Annotated in this window: 7 protein-coding genes; 5 read left to right on the plus strand and 2 right to left on the minus strand. The window is 44.4% G+C overall.

Annotated features, from left to right (window positions below; genetic code table 11):
• Position 1 precedes the first annotated feature (1 nt).
• The gene (locus OU814_RS27320) at positions 2 to 2,899 is read left to right on the plus strand and encodes an NHLP bacteriocin export ABC transporter permease/ATPase subunit (protein WP_268242755.1); all 2,898 of its coding nucleotides are present in this window, start codon (positions 2 to 4) and stop codon (positions 2,897 to 2,899) included.
• A 450-nt stretch (positions 2,900 to 3,349) separates the two neighbouring features.
• Here OU814_RS27320 and OU814_RS27325 read toward each other — a convergent pair whose 3' ends face one another.
• Positions 3,350 to 6,454 carry a DEAD/DEAH box helicase gene (locus OU814_RS27325; RefSeq protein WP_268242756.1) on the minus strand — a complete coding sequence of 1,035 codons (3,105 nt, stop codon included), beginning with the start codon at positions 6,452 to 6,454 and terminating at the stop codon, positions 3,350 to 3,352.
• Positions 6,455 to 6,942: 488 nt separating this feature from the next.
• Here OU814_RS27325 and OU814_RS27330 point away from each other — a divergent pair, with 488 nt between their 5' ends.
• Genes OU814_RS27330 through OU814_RS27345 form a run of 4 tightly spaced genes read left to right on the plus strand, consistent with a single transcriptional unit; the run spans position 6,943 to position 14,271 of the window.
• Entirely contained in the window at positions 6,943 to 9,357 is a 2,415-nt protein-coding gene (locus OU814_RS27330) for a CHAT domain-containing protein (protein ID WP_268242757.1), read from the plus strand.
• A 9-nt stretch (positions 9,358 to 9,366) separates the two neighbouring features.
• Positions 9,367 to 9,738 (plus strand): hypothetical protein, encoded by a 372-nt coding sequence (locus tag OU814_RS27335; RefSeq protein ID WP_268242758.1) that lies wholly within the window; start codon positions 9,367 to 9,369, stop codon positions 9,736 to 9,738.
• On the plus strand, positions 9,738 to 11,102 hold the full coding sequence (locus tag OU814_RS27340) for a hypothetical protein (protein WP_268242759.1): 1,365 nt from the start codon (positions 9,738 to 9,740) through the stop codon (positions 11,100 to 11,102). Before OU814_RS27335 ends, OU814_RS27340 begins: the two co-directional genes overlap by 1 nt.
• A 55-nt stretch (positions 11,103 to 11,157) precedes the next feature.
• Complete coding sequence (locus tag OU814_RS27345) at positions 11,158 to 14,271, plus strand: CHAT domain-containing protein (protein ID WP_268242760.1); 3,114 nt, start codon at positions 11,158 to 11,160, stop codon at positions 14,269 to 14,271.
• 18 nt (positions 14,272 to 14,289) lie between these two features.
• Here OU814_RS27345 and OU814_RS27350 read toward each other — a convergent pair whose 3' ends face one another.
• Positions 14,290 to 18,171 carry a CHAT domain-containing tetratricopeptide repeat protein gene (locus OU814_RS27350; RefSeq protein ID WP_268242761.1) on the minus strand — a complete coding sequence of 1,294 codons (3,882 nt, stop codon included), beginning with the start codon at positions 18,169 to 18,171 and terminating at the stop codon, positions 14,290 to 14,292.
• Positions 18,172 to 18,209: the final 38 nt, after the last annotated feature.

Here is an 18,209-nt window from a genome sequence, read left to right on the forward strand (position 1 = left end):
TATGTTGGCAGAAGATAATTACAAAGACACGCATACAGAAAACGATTCCCCATTGCCGGAAACCTACATATTCAAAAGCAATGAGCCGTTATTACTCAACGATCGTGAGACAATTTGGCTGGTTCAATCCGGTTCCTTAGCAGTCTTTGCGATCGCAGTGGAACACGGCACACCTAAAGGGAAACGCCGCTATCTGTTCAGTGTCAAAGCGGGAGAAGCGATGTTCTCGGCTCATTGGGAAACCGCAGGCGTACAGCACCAACTATTAGCGGTCGCATTAGAAGAAACGGAACTGATGCCAGTACATGAGTTAAATCGAGAACTAATCGATCGATGGGTGCATCATCTCGGCTCTACAGTTTCAGAAATGGTCTCGCCTCGCTTGCCAACGCCCTTTGAACCCACAGGATGTGGCATTCTTGCAGAAGGGGAAGTGTTTCAGCCAATGCATGGAACTGTGGTTTGGGCGCAAATTCTTCAGGGAAATGCCAAATTTTTAGGCTCGATAGATATCAATTTTTCAACGGGTAGAATCCCATTACAAACACATCTATGGTTAAATGCCATTGACATTGTAGAAATCGATTATTGCAATGTTAATAGCATCACAGACGATGAAATTTTACTCAACGGAATTCATCAGCTCCAGCTTTTTGTTCTCCAAACCATTCAACAGCTTGAGCAACAAGATCTACAACAAGAATTAATTCGGTTTCAAGCGCGAGAACATCTCAATAACCAAGCGATCGCAACCACACTTTCCAATCTCGCAACGGTTTTTGAGCCAGATCACCCTGACGGCTCTCCCACAAAACCAGCAATCAATCCCGAAGAAGCACTTTTAATTGCAGCGGGTGCCGTTGGGAGATTTCTGGGAATCACAATTCGTCCACCCGCCAAGTCTGAGGATTTGCAACGAGTTCGAGATCCACTCGATGCGATCGCACGCGCCTCTCAGATTCGGATGCGGCGGATTACACTGTGTGATCAATGGTGGAAACAAGATTGTGGCGCATTCCTCGCCTACACTATCGAAGAGGAATATCCTGTAGCGCTGATTCCCATTTCAGAAACGCAATATGACCTCATCGATCCCTTGCAAAATGTTCGCAAACGCTGCGATCGACAAACGGCGCTCACCCTTTCTCCCACAGCGTATACATTCTATCGCCCTTTGCCCGAAAAACTTAAAGCACTGAATCTCCTACAATTTGCCACCCAAGGACATACCAAAGAGCTGTTAACACTGATCTTTACAGGCATTGCAGCCACGTTGATCGGAATGATCACCCCCCAAGCAACCGCGATTTTGATGGATCACGCCATTCCAGATGCCAATCGATCTCTACTCATCCAAATTGCGCTAGGACTCTTTGCAACCACGTTAGGAACGACTTTATTTCAATTTACACAAGGGATTGCAGTAACCCGATTAGAAACCTTTGCCGATTCTGCAACTCAAGCAGCCGTTTGGGATCGCTTACTGAATCTCAAAGTCTCATTCTTCCGAACCTATTCCATTGGGGATCTGAGCGCACGAGTTTCTGTGATCGGTCAAATTCGCCAGAAGCTCAGTGGCACGATTCTAAAAAGTTTATTCTCTAGCGTGTTTTCATTATTAAATTTAGGATTGCTATTTTACTACAACACTTCTCTTGCTCTCATTGCTGTCTTCGTTGCGTTATTGAATATTGCAGTCACGGTTCTTGCCGGAATCATGACCCTTCAGCGAGTTCGTCCATTGCTAGATCAGCAAGGAAAACTCTTCGGCATGATGGTACAGATCATTAATGGTGTTGCTAAATTTCGGGTTGCCGGAGCAGAGGCACGAGCCTTTGCCTATTGGGGGCAACAGTATCGTCAACAGTTGAAATTAACGCTCAGCACAGAAGCGATCGAAGACAATTTAACGGTAATTAATCACATCCTCTCTGCATTAACCCCTGCGATTCTGTTTGCGTGTTCGGTCTATTTCATTCAAACGGGACAATCCAATCAGGGGCTTTCGACCGGAACCTTTCTTGCGTTTAATACTGCCTTTGGCACCTTTATTAGCGGAGCCACAACCTTGAGTACAACGGTGGTAGATGTGCTTGAAGTGCTACCGCTATGGGAACGAGCGCAACCGATTCTACATGCAACACCGGAGATTGATACCACAAAAGCAGATCCAGGACGGCTCTCTGGACGAGTCAACGTCGATCGCATTCAGTTCCGATATCGCGACGATGGCGCACTCATCCTCAACAATGTCAGCCTCCACGCAGAACCCGGCGAATTTATAGCGATGGTTGGACCTTCCGGCAGCGGCAAATCAACCCTATTACGATTGCTGCTGGGCTTTGACGTTCCTGAGTCGGGCAGCATTCGCTACGACGGACAAGAACTGGCAGGACTTGATATTCATGCTGTCCGGCGTCAACTAGGAGTTGTACTGCAAAACAGCCGCGTTATGTCTGCTTCAATTTTTGAGAACATTGCCAGTAATGCCCTAATCAGCATGGATGAAGCCTGGGAAGCAGCTCGGATGTCCGGTCTAGCCGATGACATTGCCACCATGCCCATGGGAATGCATACGGTCGTCAGTGAAGGTGGAACCAACCTATCCGGTGGACAGCGCCAACGGCTCCTCATCGCTCGTGCCTTAGCACTCCATCCCAGAATTCTTCTCTTTGATGAAGCCACCAGTGCGCTGGATAATCGCACCCAAGCGATCGTCAGTGAAAGCCTCGATCGACTTAACGTTACCCGGATTGTGGTTGCCCATCGCCTCAGTACGATTCGCAATGCCGATCAAATCTATGTGCTAGAAAAGGGACAGCTTGTTCAACGTGGAAATTTTGATCAGCTTGCTAGCCAGGATGGATTGTTTCGGCAATTAATCGATCGGCAACTATAGTAAAATCCAATCAGCCTAGCTCTATAACTTTCAGCCCTGTTACCGGAATTTAGATGTGTGATCGCTACGCGTCGGGTGCTTTAGATAAAAGCGGCCGCTTAACCAGCTACATTGAGCGATTTAACAACGCCTTGCGCTCAAAGCGTGCGTAAGGCGAGAACCTTGTCGTTCTCAAAGGATGTGAACAGAAGCATATTCCTTTAATGCAAGCCTGTGTTGACGCTTTCTCAATTCTTGCAAACATTATGATCCGCTTTAAATAAGTCGACCTAAGTTGGAGAGCGAGAAAGCTGAAATAGACATCCGAATCATCGGCGTGTCTATGAATTGACACATCCACAAATTATTACCTCATCAGAGCATTTAGAAAACTGCTCTGATGAGTTTTGGCATAGCTATTGATTCATCAATTTTCGAGTCGTGAAATAAGACTGATCAATACTGCCATATTCAGGCTTCATATTGTTCTAAAGGTGGAACTGATAGGTACTCTTTTTGTTGAAAAGTGTTTACTGCCTGTCGAAGAACCGCTAACTTATCAACATCTTGGTTAATCAGTGGGAGTAACATATCATCGCCGCTACTTTCAATCTTATCAATGCTGATATAGCTTGAATTACAAAGCTGTAGATAATCTGCTCGTGTCAGTTTAGATCCAGCAACCTGAGCAACATCTACTGCGGTGGATGGAATACCTAGAGTTAGGCGAATTAACAGACGAGATAATCGACGATCAAGATCAGAGATCGTTGGATGAAGAATACCTGCAATCTGAACCACAAGGGGTAATAAATCGCAGGTACGGGCAGTGACTTCTCGAATTGCACCTGCTGCACCACCTGTAGCACCGCCGAATTGAGTCAGCATCGTTTCTATTTCCAGAATCGTGCGTGGCGTTATGAAAAGCAAACAAGCGATCGCTTTCTTTGCTCTTAAAGTTCCTTGATGTGGATTAGAGTTACGCTGCGTTAGCGAAGCAATCATTTTTTCAGGAACATCCTGCCCCATCAGCATCTGCTTCCATGCATGAGGTTCCTTGTTTGTACTTCGCTTGTTGATTGGAAACAAAACTTGATCGAGTTCAACTGTCATCTGAGTAGTAGCAAGAAGTGTTGGGTCGTTGATAGAGTCTGGATTGAGTGGCGAGAGGCAATCTACAATACGAATAATTGACTCGACTTCTACACCTGATTGTCCTGCTAGTTGCCCGATCTCCGTCAGGTAGTAGTGATCGTTAGCATCTTTTTCAACCAATTGATGCCGCAATAAGTCCTCCAACGCTTTCACCATTTCTATGCGATTCCAACTCCAGCACGGTGCAACCTGCATCTGCTGAAATGCGCCAAAGCTAGATTCTAGAAATTCGATAATTTCATTTGCGAAAACACCTTGTTTTGTAAGCTGCTGAACTGCTGCTAACACTCTAATGATCAACGATCGTGGATCAGTCTCAGCATTCAGAAAACGAGACGCGATATTTTCAGGTGATCCCTTAACATACTGAGTCCAATAGTAGTGAGCATCATGGGGAGTTAGAGCCAGCAAATACGAGGTTCCTCGATCGGTATAACCTTGTCGCCCTGCTCGTCCCACAAGATTTTTATATTCTGCAACCGAATAGGGCGTAAACGCTCCTCCCCCTATTGGATGTTGTAACCCTACAATTACAACCGAATAAGCTGGAGTATTGACCCCCATTGCTAAGGTCGTTGTTGCAGCAATAACCCGAATTGATGAGGAATCAGCACGAAACTGTTCTTCAATCACCCGTCGTTCTTCAGGTGCTAATTCGCTAGTATGGAACGCAACACCGCCTTGCAACGCTAATGCTAAATCCTGTGAAGCCCTTGAAGCATCGCCTGTTGGCAGAGTATCTAGTGTAGCTTGGGCTGAAGACAATCCCAATTCTCGTGCGAGATACAGCGCACAGCCACGCGCTTCACCTTTTGTTTCACGAAAAACAATAACTTGCTGCCCTTCGCTGACCAATTTTTGAACTAACGGAATGATCCAATCTTGACTCCGCCCTTTGCGATACTCAGGGGTAAATAAAGGTTCTGTAATCTGCTCCTGACCAGAGATACCGTCTATAAATCGGAATCGCCCATCAGCTAGTAGAATTCCCTCATCAAGCGGAACTGGGCGCATGGTATACCGGAGAAGTTGCGCTCCAAGCCACCGCTCCAAGCCATTCGTTTCTCCAATCACCGCAGATAAAGTGATGATCTGAGGTTCAATTCCTTGTTTGCGACGGATCTTTAGAAGTGTCAAAATAAATTCTAAGTTCACTCCTCGCGAATCGTCTGCTACCATCTGTACTTCATCAACAATAACTGTACCGACTTGACTAAGAATGTGAGGATAGGCAAGTGCGATCGCTGTAAATTTTTCATAAGTCAGCAACCCGATGTCAAATTGCCCACGCAGCAGTGGAGTAATGTCATCGGTTTCTCCTGTCGCTTGAACTGTAACGATTCCATAATCTCCATACGTCGCTGTAAAGCTGTGATATTTATCACTCACCAGTGCTTTCAACGGAAGCAAAAAGATTGCTCGCTGTCGATCAAGAACTCCTTTAAGCGCAGCGAGTTCACCGATCAGCGTCTTCCCGGATGAGGTTGGAGCCGAAACAGCAAGATGTTGACCTTCTAACAAGCCATACTCTTGAATTGCCTCCAATTGCATTGGGTTCAAGGATGGAATTGCACCTGCCCAAGCATTTAGGAGGGCACTAGGGAATCCATAGACTTCGAGGCTGTGAATATTAGCAGTAATTCTGGGCTGAATTCGCTCCGGGAACATCGCTCGATATCGATCGCCAGGTCGGAAAATGGGCCACACAAACTCACCTTCAATCTGCCCGCGCAGAGTTGGATGCTGTGGTTTACCAAGTTGTGTCGAAGCATCAATGACACGCCGCGTCACATATTCTAGAAGCCGATAGACCGGAAGTTGTCCATTCTGCTGAACTGTCGGTGCGCCTTGGAGGGCTTCAAGCAGGAAGTACGTTAGTAATCCATGACGAAGACGTAAGTTCTCAGATGCTTCTTCCGTTGGGCTTGATGCGGTTAAAATCAAACGCCCCTCCCCAGAAAGTTGAGCCAGAGGTGTCTCAACCGACCTTGAATTTCGGGGAACTGTTTCGATGTGTAGTACCTTCGCCCCTAGTCCGCCAGAGAAGCAACAATCTAAAAAACAGATCAATCGCCGTGCTGGAATTCGCGTAATCATCTCCATTAGGGCATCTAGCGCAATCGAAGTATTTTCGAGATCCGCTAGGCTCGTATCATGGGTCACGAGATGATGAGTATCAGTACCATGCCCTGAAAATGAAATAACAACGACATCATCTGGCTCACAGTGTGTAAGGGCATTGAGGCGCTTCCGAATTTCTGAAGCAGTCGCCTCCTGATCTACCAAGAGATCAGGGTTTCCACCCAACGTGTCGTAAAATAACGCATGAAGGGCAGTTGCATCTCGTTTCGCACAACTGAGCCGAAATGGTTCAGAAGCAGCATACTGATCAATCCCAACAAATAGTCCTCGAAACACCATCCTACACTCCACCCGAATCAACGTATAGCGTATAGATAATACATCACGTAATCAAAAACGCTACATATAAAATAGTTCAAACGAACTGTATATATTGTTGAGCTTCACAGTTTTTACTTTTAATTTATGAATAGAATGAAAAATTTAACCAACTTAACAGATGGCTCTAGAACTTGATAGAGAGCTATGATTTGTGCGTGAGATTGTTATTTCGAGACTATCGTTGAGAACGATCAGAACTCATCGAATGCAGAAGTATGACTAAAGGGTTCGGAAAAGTTGATGGGCTTCTAAAGCCAAGAGCAGTAGCCTTAAAGTTCTTAGAAGAAGCCTTTCAAACCACGCTTAACAACGTAGAGCTTAGGCAGTTAATTCAGAAATATTTAGGGAAATTGGATAACCACTTCCCAGAATTCTTGAGGAATTGGACGAAATACAGGCTCTCAACACTAAGATCATTCGATTCTGATAATCTAGCCAATAGGCTCGTGCTTCTCTGTACTCTAATACAAGAGTTTCGTGGAGATCGAAGGTCGCTTGATTTAGAAATTGCGATCGCAGGCTATGAGATTGCTTCTAGCATTCTAACGCGCAGTCGATTTCCGCTTCAATGGGCGGAGGTGCAGGCTAATATGGCGACTGTATACTGTGAGAGAACTTCAGGAGATTTGTCTGAAAATTTGAACACAGCGATTGAACTTTACAAAGTTGCGATCGAGGTCTTCAAAACAGTTTCTCCGTTGCTTTCACGGCTCCCTCAAGTGTCTGCACTGACTCATTTAGGAATCGCCTATATCGAAAACCCCAACGGTAATCTCGACGACAATACCACTTTAGCGATTCAATGTTACGAGGATGCGCTAGAACTTTGTGATCGAGAAACTGAACCAGATGAATGGGCACTGTTGCAATGTGCATTGGGAAATGCCTACTGCGTCGGTAATCGAACCAATTCTTCCAAAAGTTTGGATCGAGCTATTTGCTATTATCATTCTGCTCTCGAAATTCACACCCGCGATCGCTATCCAGCAGAATGGGCGAATATTCAGTACAACTTAGGAAATGCCCATTGCTTAAAGATTCAAATAACTGAAACCCGTCAAATCGATGAAGCGGTGACTGCTTTTAACAACGCCTTACAGATCTACAGTCGCGAGTCATATTCTGAGCGCTGGGCAGCAATTCAGAACAGTCTTGGAAACATTTATTCTGCGATCAATGAGCTTGAATTAGCCGAAAAGTTCTATTGGTCCGCATTAGAAATTATCCAGCCTTCCAGTCACTCGATTGAATGCTTCAAATTTGCTAGAAATCTAGGCAATATGGAATTTAAAGCTCAACGATGGTTAGATGCGATTAAGGCGTACAAAATTGCACTATCTGCAATTGAAGCCGGACGTATTTGGGGTTTGACCGTAGAGCGGAGACGAGAAATTTTGGAAGGCGCAATTCAAGTTTACGCAGACTTAGTCGAGAGCTACATTGAAGTAGAACAAGTCATTCCAGCATTAGAATGCGCTGAACAAAGCAGAACCAGAGGTTTAGTCGAGTTAATCCTCAACCGTGAAGCTCAGAATCATCTTCCACCAAAAGTCGCCCAAGAGTTCCAAGCCTTGCAGCGTGAAATCAAAACCCTTGAGCAAAGACTCTTAGCAAAAGCAACACAGGAACCAACATTATCCCAACATCAATTGCGATCGCTCAAGCAGAAAGCTTTAGAAATACAGCAAAAGCATTTTCCACAAGGTACAGATTTTCAATTTAAGCAACTTAGATCGATGCTAGACCAGCATACATCAGTCATCATTTGGTATGCGACTAGCTCCAAGTTGATTACATTCATCATCACACCCGGAGCCACTGAACCTAAAATTCAAGTTTCCACAGAGCAAAGTATTCAAAGGCTGAGAGTCTGGACGCAGCAATATTTGACAGATTCTAATCAAAATCAGAACGAGTGGTTTGACAGTCTAGATGATTGCATGGAAGAGTTAGCAGATATTCTGTGCTTCGATAAACTACTAGCCGAAATACCTGAAAACTATGAGCGATTAATCTTCATTCCTCATCGCGGCTTGCATCTCTTTCCGCTCCATGCAATGGCAACCAAAGTACATCCCTGTTTATTTGAGCGATTTCCGCAAGGTGTTTTTTATGCTCCTAGTTGCCAACTGCTAAGACTGTCTCACATGCGAGAACGCTCTGATTTCTCAAATATTATCGCTATTGAGAATCCAGACGGAGTAGGGGTGACAGGCAATCTAGATCATGCCAGCGCAGAGGTAGAAGCGATCACGTCCTCATTCAAATCGGCTCAGATTCTGAAGCAAAAACAGGCAACCAAAGCCACCTTTAATGAGCAAGATTTCGATTCTATCCATTGTTTGCATTTTGCCTGCCACGGATATTTTGATCCAGAGCATCCTCAGCGATCCGCACTGTTTCTGGCAGACAGCCCACTTCGGCTAGAAGACATTTTTAAGCTCGACTTGAAACACTGTCGGCTCGTAACACTTTCAGCTTGTGAAACCGGAAAAATCGATGCCAGTACTCCGATTGATGAATACATTGGACTACCCAGCGCCTTCTTGTATGCAGGTAGCGCATCGGTTGTTAGTTCGCTATGGCAGGTTGATGATCTTCTGACTGCCTTGCTGATGATTCGATTTTACGGCAATCTGAAAAACAGTGGCTCGGTTGCGATCGCGCTCAACCAAGCACAGAGATGGCTGCGAGAAGTCACCAAATCTGAGCTTCAGACATGGCTGGTCGAGCAGTCGTTTTATAAAAAAAGTCCAACGATGCGGGTGCGATTGGCTCAAAGATTGTATAACTGTTCTGATGAGAGTCAACCGTTTCGGCAGCCTCGCTATTGGGCAGGATTTTGCGCGATCGGGCAATAGGAGGTCATAATGTCAGGGCTGTCTCCTTATGAAGAAATGATTCAAGATTTTCAAACACTACTTCAGAACCAACCAGAATTATTCACCGAAGCAGATCGAGACTCGCTCACAGCTACCCTTCAATCCGCACCGGATGACATTGAAGGTTTATCAGATGCGATCGCAGCCTGGTGCGAGGGTCAACCCAAAATTTACAAGGCACTCATGGAACTTCCGCTCGAAGAAACTTCAGCGACATCGCGAGGACCCGGCAATCGTCCGACTCGCCTTGATCCAAAACAAGCAAAAAATAATTTGCTCGAAAATATGATGCGGCGGAATGACCAGGATGACAAGCAACCAGAATCTCAGAACCCTTCAGACTCCTCTAAACAAAACTGATGCTAGATCCGAAACTCTGTAATTGTAGTCTGACGCTTTACGCCTTTCATTCTTACCGCAGCAATAACGCCGAGCAGCCTGATACGGATTCCAATGATTTTTGGAAACAATTAAGTGAAATTGGAAAAGTCGTCCAGTCTACGGTTCTTCAGAATCTTCGGCAAGAACTACTCACTCCTGAGCGGATAGACCAGCAGGAGTACCAAATTTTGCTTAAAGACAGCAATGATACGCTGGATCTACAATTAGCTCCGCCTATCAATGGCTTTCTGACTCCGTACCGAATTCATAATTCCTACGCTGCTGATCTCACTTTAGGATCTTCAGAAGCACTTCCGTTGAGTCATCTTGATCAACTTAACCCTCGGAAGAGTCTTATTCTCTCTAATCTACCAGGTTTATATGGTCAAACTTTAGTGCTATTTGCAAAGCCTAATGGTGCTGTTAGAGAGTACGAAACATTGGCAAAGAAATGTGTTGAGAAGATCTTTCAAGACCCATCAATCGAACTCGTTGGACAAGGTTCTTTTCTAAATGGCTTAGTATTTGAATTCGATAACTGCAAGTTTGGATTAACGAATCATTATCATGCCCTAATTTGGTTTAGCTACCATGACCTGGGCAATGAACAAATAGAGCGAGCCACAGCTTATCTATTGTTGCTCCTGAATGCTCGGCACACTATTCTCTATGCTTATCGGCAGTCAAGAACATGCCATCAACAAGCTAAGCAACTATACAACAAAATTGAAACGCAGCTAAAGAAGTTACACGAGGATCATCAAGCCGTTGATCGTCTGAAGCGATTCAAAGAAGCACTGATACAACTTCCTCAAAATGCAACGCAGTATATTGAGTATTTAAGAAATCTGTCTGATCAGGAAACTACTGTTGCAACAAACATCGAGAACTTTGATCAAGAGCTATCTGAATTCTCAAAACTTTCAGGAACCGATGCCGAGTTTCTGAAAGAATTTTCCGCCCTCGCTAAACGTCGATTTCTGAAGCAAATCCAGATTGATCGCAAGTACTTAGAACCAGGACAGCAGATGATTCAGCAGTACATTGATGCGATTCGAGGATTAACCGAAATTGAGCAAGCAGAGATCGATCGTAAATTAGGGCAAATTATTCAAGTCGTTGGCGTTGGATTAGCAGCAGGCTCGATCGTGGGTTCAGGGTCAAGCTACCTTGAACGTCCTTTTAAGTCACCGTTCACGACAAATACGATTCACCCTTTTGTTCTAACACTGCTCGTTAGTTTTCTAGCCGCTTTTATAGCAGGAGGGATTACTTTCTGGATAATTCGCCCCAAACATCGAAAATGGAGATGGCTTCAGTGGTTCCGCAGCACAAAGCAATGATTTAGAGAGAATATTGTCAACAGGGGACAGATTCAACAGCGCAGAGGAACGTCAGATGAAATTCGTCGATTGGCTGAAACGAAGAGCTTCTCGTACTCCCAGCACTAAGAATAAATTACTGGAGTTAGCTCAAGCCTGTCTAGAGCAAGGCATGACTTACTATGAAGAAGGTCAATTTGACGACGCGATCGCAGCTTGGCAAGAAGCTTTAAACCTCTATCAGCAGAGTAATTATCCTCAAGGAGAAGTTGAAGCGCTTAATCATCTAGGGATTGTTCACAGCATCATGGCGGACTATGGGAGTGCCTTAGAATTTCACCAACGGCAATTAGCACTTGCCCAGAAGATTCACAGCCAGTCAGACGAGTTCAAAGCCCATAACGGGTTAGGAACTGTTTTCTACTTTCTGGGACAGTATCAGCGTGCGATCGATGCTCACCAAAAAGCTTTCGCGATCGCTGAAACTCTTCATGATCAACTTAGTATTGCAATGGCTTTAGGAAATTTAGACAATGTGTATGAAGCGCTTGGTAACTATCCACAAGCGACGCACAACCATCAACAAGCCCTCAAATTGTTCAAGGAAATCGATGATTCTCAAGGACAAGCTAATTCTCTAGGGAATCTGGGATTTATTCACTATGTAACTGGAGATTCAAGAAAAGCGATCAGTTATTATCAGCAAGCGCTAAATGTTTTCGAGGAATTACGCGATCGCTACCAGCAGGCGAATGTTTTGACCCATTTAGGCAATGCTTATCATGACTCAGGGCAGTATAAAACAGCAGAAAATTACCATCAACGCGCTTTAGAAATGTGTCAGACATTGGGAGAGCGTCAAGGTGAGGGAAACGCGCTCAATAACTTGGGCAACACATATTATGCTCGTGGAGAGTATCGCACAGCGATTTCATATCATCAGCAAGCACTAGAAATTGCACAGGCTATTGGAAACTCGCGAGGGGAAGCCAATGCACTGAATAATCTAGGAAATGACTACGATGCACTAGGGCAATATGTTCAAGTTGTCGCTTATCATCAACAATCCCTAACCATCTGCTGCGAGATCGAGGATCGTCGAGGTGAAGCGATTTCACTCAATAATTTAGGGAGTGCCTACAATTCCCTTGGGCAGTATCAGAAAGCAATCGAGTACTATCAGCAATCTTTAGAAATTTCTCACCAATCCGGAAATCAGCGCGAAGAAATCCAGACGTTGAACAGCTTGGGCAATGCATATGACAGCTTAGAGCAATACGAACAAGCTATTCAATATCACACTCAGCAATTATCCCTTGCTCGTGAAATCGAGTACCGACAAGGTGAAGCTAATGCACTTGGGGGGTTAGGCAATGCTTACGATACATTAGGGCAGTATCAAGCAGCACTAGAGTATCATCAGCAGTCTTTAGCCATAAAGCGGGAACTGGGCGATCGTCAGGGAGAATCCACTTGTTTGAATAACATAGGTCGCGTCTATTATTTGCTGGGGCAGTATCAGCAAGCGATCGAATATCATCAACAGTCCCTTACTTTGGCTAAAACGATTGGTGATGTGAAAGGAGAAGGAACTTCTCTGAACAATTTAGGCATCGCAGTTTATCAAATGGGAAATTTGAGCGAAGCAGAACAGTTGCTTTGCCAAGGAATGCAAGTTTGGGAGTCACTTAGAACAGGCTTAAAGGATGCCGACAAGATTTCACTAAGCAGTGAACAAACAAGAATCTACTATCTTTTACAGCTTGCATTAGCTGGACAAGGAAAAGTTGAAGAAGCACTTCTGATCGCAGAAAGAGGACGTGCCCGCGCATTTGCCGAACTATTATCTCAACGATTCTCCACACAAGCTCAAGAACTTCCCACACCACCGACAATTGAACAAATTCGACAAATTGCTCAATTACAGAATGCAGCGCTTATTGAGTATTCAATCGCTTATGATTACGTGGATCTTGACAACCGAAAACAAGTCCGAGAGTCGAAGTTATTGATTTGGGTAATCCAACCGAATGGTGAAATCACTTTTAGAATCGTTGATTTGAGCCAGCTTTGGACTCAACAAAAAATCTTCCTACATCATCTTATTCTTGACGCTTATGAGCCTAGTGATCGCGACACGATCAACATTGATCGTGCAAGCTCTCGTTCTAATTTTTCATGGGCACAGCAACTGTATCAACTACTGATTCAGCCTATTCACAATCTTCTACCTCAGAATAATGAGCAGCCTGTTGTCTTCATGCCGCAAGACAGTCTGTTTTTAGTTCCATTCGCAGGCTTACAAGACCCAGATGGCAAATTCTTGATCGAGAGCCATACGATTCAGATTTCTCCTTCTATCCAAATCCTTGAACTCACTCGTCAGCGAAGAGAATTTCTCGAAGCTCAGGCGAGAGATTCAGCCCAAAATGCTCCTGTTCTCGTCATAGGCAACCCAACAATGCCAGTCTTTCCATTAAGCGACTCACCTGAGCCGCTTGAGCAGCTACCTGGATCTGAGGCAGAAGCAGTTGCGATCGCATCTCTATTCGATACTTCAGCAATGATTGGCAAGCAGGCAACGAAAGAAGCTGTCGTTACACAGATGGTACAAGCTCGATTGATTCATTTCGCAACTCATGGAATCTGGGAAGATGTTCGCTTGCTGGGTGTCCCGGAAGCGATCGCAGAAATTGCGCCGGGTGGCATTGCTCTTACACCAGCAGAAGAGGACAACGGCTTTTTGGTAGCAGGTGAAATTCTCAATCTACAACTCCAAGCTCATCTTGTGGTTTTGAGCGCTTGCGTAACTGGACTAGGGAGAATTTCTGGAGATGGATTGATTGGGTTGTCTCGCGCTCTAGTCGCGGCTGGAACTCCAAGCGTAATTGTGTCACTTTGGTCAGTCGATGATCGATCAACTATTTTTCTAATGCTTCGGTTCTACCAGGATTTTCAAGATTCTGAATCGCCCACAACGGCAATTAGAAACGCTCAATCTTGGCTTCTCAATTGTACTAGAAAAGAACTAGAGACTTGGTTGAGTAAAAATCACTCCATATTTGCTGCTGTCCTAGATAAACCTTCTCTTAAATATCAAATTAATCGCTATCTGAACGCCTTTGCTGAAGACGCTTGCCCCTTTCAACACCCACATTATTGGGCAGCATTTCAAGCAATTGGGCAGTAAGAGTGATGTGAGTGAAGTTTACTGCCCGATCGCAGAAAATGAAGCCCAGTAAAAGGGGGAATTAAAGGGATACTCATCATCTGACACTGTGTATAGCCTCCGTGCTAAAACCAAACGGAGAGATGCGCTTAGGGGAATCTGGCTATCTGTAATCCATTTTAGTAGGGCTTTTTTAGTTAGCTTGCGAATCCAAAGCTGAGCTTGATTAAGTGCAAGTGCCACAGTAGGATACTCTTCAGAGTCTTGCAGATTTTCATAGAACTTGATCATTAGAAAAGCTGTCGAGAGGTCATCCACTGTCCAAAGACTGCTGACCACACTAGAGCTACCAGCATAGAGAAAACCGCTGGGCAACCCAATGTATTCGTCACTAAGAGATTTAGAATCTGTCAGTCCTGTTTCGCACGCAGAAAGGATTGTAAGGCGACATTGGCGTAAGTCTAAAGCAAAGATATCGCCAAGAGTGAGGCATTTTTCTAGATCGATCACAGATCTATTACGATTCGTCCAAAAGCGCGTTCGATCGTTAGAAATCGATGCTTCTACAGCGTTACTTCCTGCTAAAAGCAAAGCCGATTGACTGGGAATTTCAAGATTGAAATAACCATGACAGGAAAAATGAGCAATATTAGCTTGAGCAAGACGCTCTGGGTTGAAAGCTTGTTTCTGAGCTTGGTTTCGCTCTAATACATCATCATAAGGATGAAAGTGTTTGCGGATAGTTGCCACTTCCAGATCAGTAAAACTGAGATCTTCTGTAGGATTCTGCACACCAAAAAAATGTTGCAATGATGGACGACTCCAAGTTTGACTCAATTGTAGTAGTTGAATACTGGGAGCATAGCTTAGACCGCCAGGGAAGCGATCGAGCAAGTAAGAGTGCCCTTGATCGTCTTGAATAGGCAAAGCATGGAGGGGAAGCAGATGTAGAAAGATATGAGGAATCAGAATAAGCTGGTTGCAAGTATCAGGAATGCATTGAAGTACAGCAGGTAGGTTGAGCAAAGTAGCAATTTCCTGCAAAAAATCAGACAGTTGAGCCTTCCAAGCAGCTTTATCTTCGATGTAACAATCTAAATATTGGTTCGCAAGCACAACCAGAGCTTGGCGCGACTCTCTTCCTACTTGAATTAGATGAGGTTGTGCTCCTTGTCGAGTAACAATGAAAGTAAGAATGCATTCTCCCACGACATACCAAGCTAAAAGCGCAGTGCGGTCATCAGGCAATGTTTCTTGCATTGCAGAAAAATCGATCGACTCGACTTTTTGAGTCAGAGAGAAACTAGGATCAAGCGGTTGAATCTGTGTTTGGATGAAACTGTGTAGCTTTTGGCGTAAGGAGCCAATCTGTTCTAGGTCAGGATCGAGACAACGTTCTGCCATTAGAATTTCTTGGCGTAGCGTCTGCAAGTGCTGAAGCGTGTCAGAAGGAACGTCACCTTTGGGTGTAATATCTCGAATAGCAAGCAGTTCAACAAGATTACGAGTCTTACTGCGATCAGCATATTCTAGAGCCTTATCATATTCTCCAAGTTGAATATACGTTTGAACAATATTTCGATAAACCTGAAGTGCTCCTTCCGTCACTTCTTTCTTACGAGATTCAGAAAAGGATAGAAAACGAGTTTGCTCAACAGCATCAATCGCAGGCTTATAACCTTCGATCGCGATTTCCCACCACTGTTGGGACAAAGCGAAATTGCCTAAATTACGACCTGTTCTAAGGCAGTCCATTGGAAGAATTTGAGGGTCAAAAGCGTGTAAAGCCTCTCGATATGCTGTAATTGCTAACTGAGAATTTACCTTAGACTCAATCCCTAACTCAACTTGAGTACGGTAAGCCGTTGCTAGATTGTTCAGTGTTTGGGATAAACCTCGTTCAAATCTCGCCCGACGACGGATGTGGGCAGCTTGTGTATAGGCTTCCACCGCTTTTTTTAGATTTATACTAGGCTCAATTTGCTGTTGGGCTTTGGTGCGATAGACTGTCCCTATGTTGTCTAGAATTGTAGACAATTCCCATTCCAGATCTGGTTGAAGAATTTGTGCTGCTTCGGCATAGGCATCAATCGCTCTTTGTAAATTAGCAATGGGTTCAATTTGTAGTTGAGCTTGGGTCAGGTAAGCTGTTCCCAAGTTATTGAGGGTCTGAGATAAATCCCGTTCCCATCCAGGTTGACGACGGATTGCAACTGCTCTGACGTAAGTATTGATCGCTTGGCATAAGTTTGTAGTAGCCTCAATTCCTAATTCAGCGTGTGCGAAATAAGCGCCTCCCAAATTATTGAGAGCATGACTTAGCTCGCGATCCAATGATAACTGTTGGAAAATTTCGACTGCTTCTGTATAAGTGTCGATTGCCCATTGCAAATTAGCGGCAGGCTCAACTCCTAACTCCGCTTGCGTCCGATAGGCAATTCCCAGGTTATTTAAAGTAGAAGACAAATCTCGTTTAAGTTCCCGTTGACGAAGAATTTGCACCGCTTCTCGATACGTCTGAATCGCTTTATTTAGATTGGTAGCAGGATCAATTCCTAAATGAGCTTGAGTCCGATAAGCGATCGCTAGGTTATTCAAGACTTGGCATAGATCTCTCTGTAGCTCTGCTTGAGCAAGAATTTGGGCTGCCTCTGTATAGGTTTCAATTGAACGTTGTAAATTGAGAATAGGATCAATACCGAGTTCCGCCTGACTTCGGTAAGTATTCGCCAAACTGTTGAGAGCAGTAGACAAATCTCGCTCCTGCCGATTTTGTCGCAAGATGCAAACCGCCTCTGTATAAATTTCGATCGCTTGCTGCAAACTAATTGTTGGGTCAATCCCAAGTTGAGCTTGAGTGCGGTAGGCACTGCCTAAATTGATGAGGGGTGCAGATAAGCTAGCTTCTAGCTTCAATTTCCGCCGAATGCTGACAGCTTCTGTGTAACTAGCGATCGCTTTTGCAAGATTACTAGCAGGTTCAATCCCTAGTTCAGCTTGAGCAAGGTAAGCATTTCCCAAATTCGTGAGAGTCACTGAACAATCTAATTCCAACTCAAATTGGCGGCGAATTTCAAGTGCTTCTAAATGAGCTGCGATCGCTCGCTGTAGATTGATAGCTGAATCAACTCCAAAATCTGCGTGATCACAGTAGGCAATTCCTAAATTGGTTAGAGTGAGTGATAACTCCTGTTGCCGTCCTAATTCACGTAGAATCTGACCTGCCTCTTTATAGGATTCGACAGCTTTCAAATTAGCAGAGGTGCAAATCCCTGTTTCTGCTTGTTTACTATATGCACTCCCAAGATTGGTGAGCGTTTGAAACAGGTTCTCTTGGAGTTCCAATTGACGATATAGATTTAAAGCCAATTCATAACTTTCAATCGCAATTTCAAGATTAAGCGACAGAGAACCTGACAAAAATTCGAGAAATAAGTTACCAACATTGTAGAGAATCGCTGCAACGACTTCAACCTGATCAGTTTCAGTGTTCTCATCTTTAGCCTGTGCAAGAACATTAATGCACCAGTTCTGTAATAAGTTGATCCAAGTGATATTAATTTGATCTATGTGGGTTTCCAGTAAAGTATTAGCCTTTTTTAAATTGCCTCTACTCTCAAGAACTGCTTGTAGCATCTGCATGAAAACTTGGTATTGATCTGCCTCATTTGAAGGCGCAATATTTTCTTGCGATTCAAGGTGTAGGAATGCATCTAATTGTTGAGCTAAGTTAATCAGCCATTCAGCATCTTTCGTCCCAGGCTGCCGTGGTAAGCGCTCTGCTACCTGCTGCATCATTGCAATCAAATCAATGGTAACTAAGGCTATATTCGACTCAAGCAGTTCCACCTCCTGACCGCTAGGACAAGAGAGGAGGCGTAGAATCAATTCCAATCGTGTTTGAGCATTGGGGGAGTTCATTGCTGATCACAGGTAAGCTGTCTTTCATTATAAAAATA

The sequence above is a fragment of the Leptolyngbya sp. GGD genome, assembly GCF_026735145.1.
In the GTDB taxonomy this organism is placed as follows: domain Bacteria; phylum Cyanobacteriota; class Cyanobacteriia; order Leptolyngbyales; family Leptolyngbyaceae; genus Leptolyngbya; species Leptolyngbya boryana.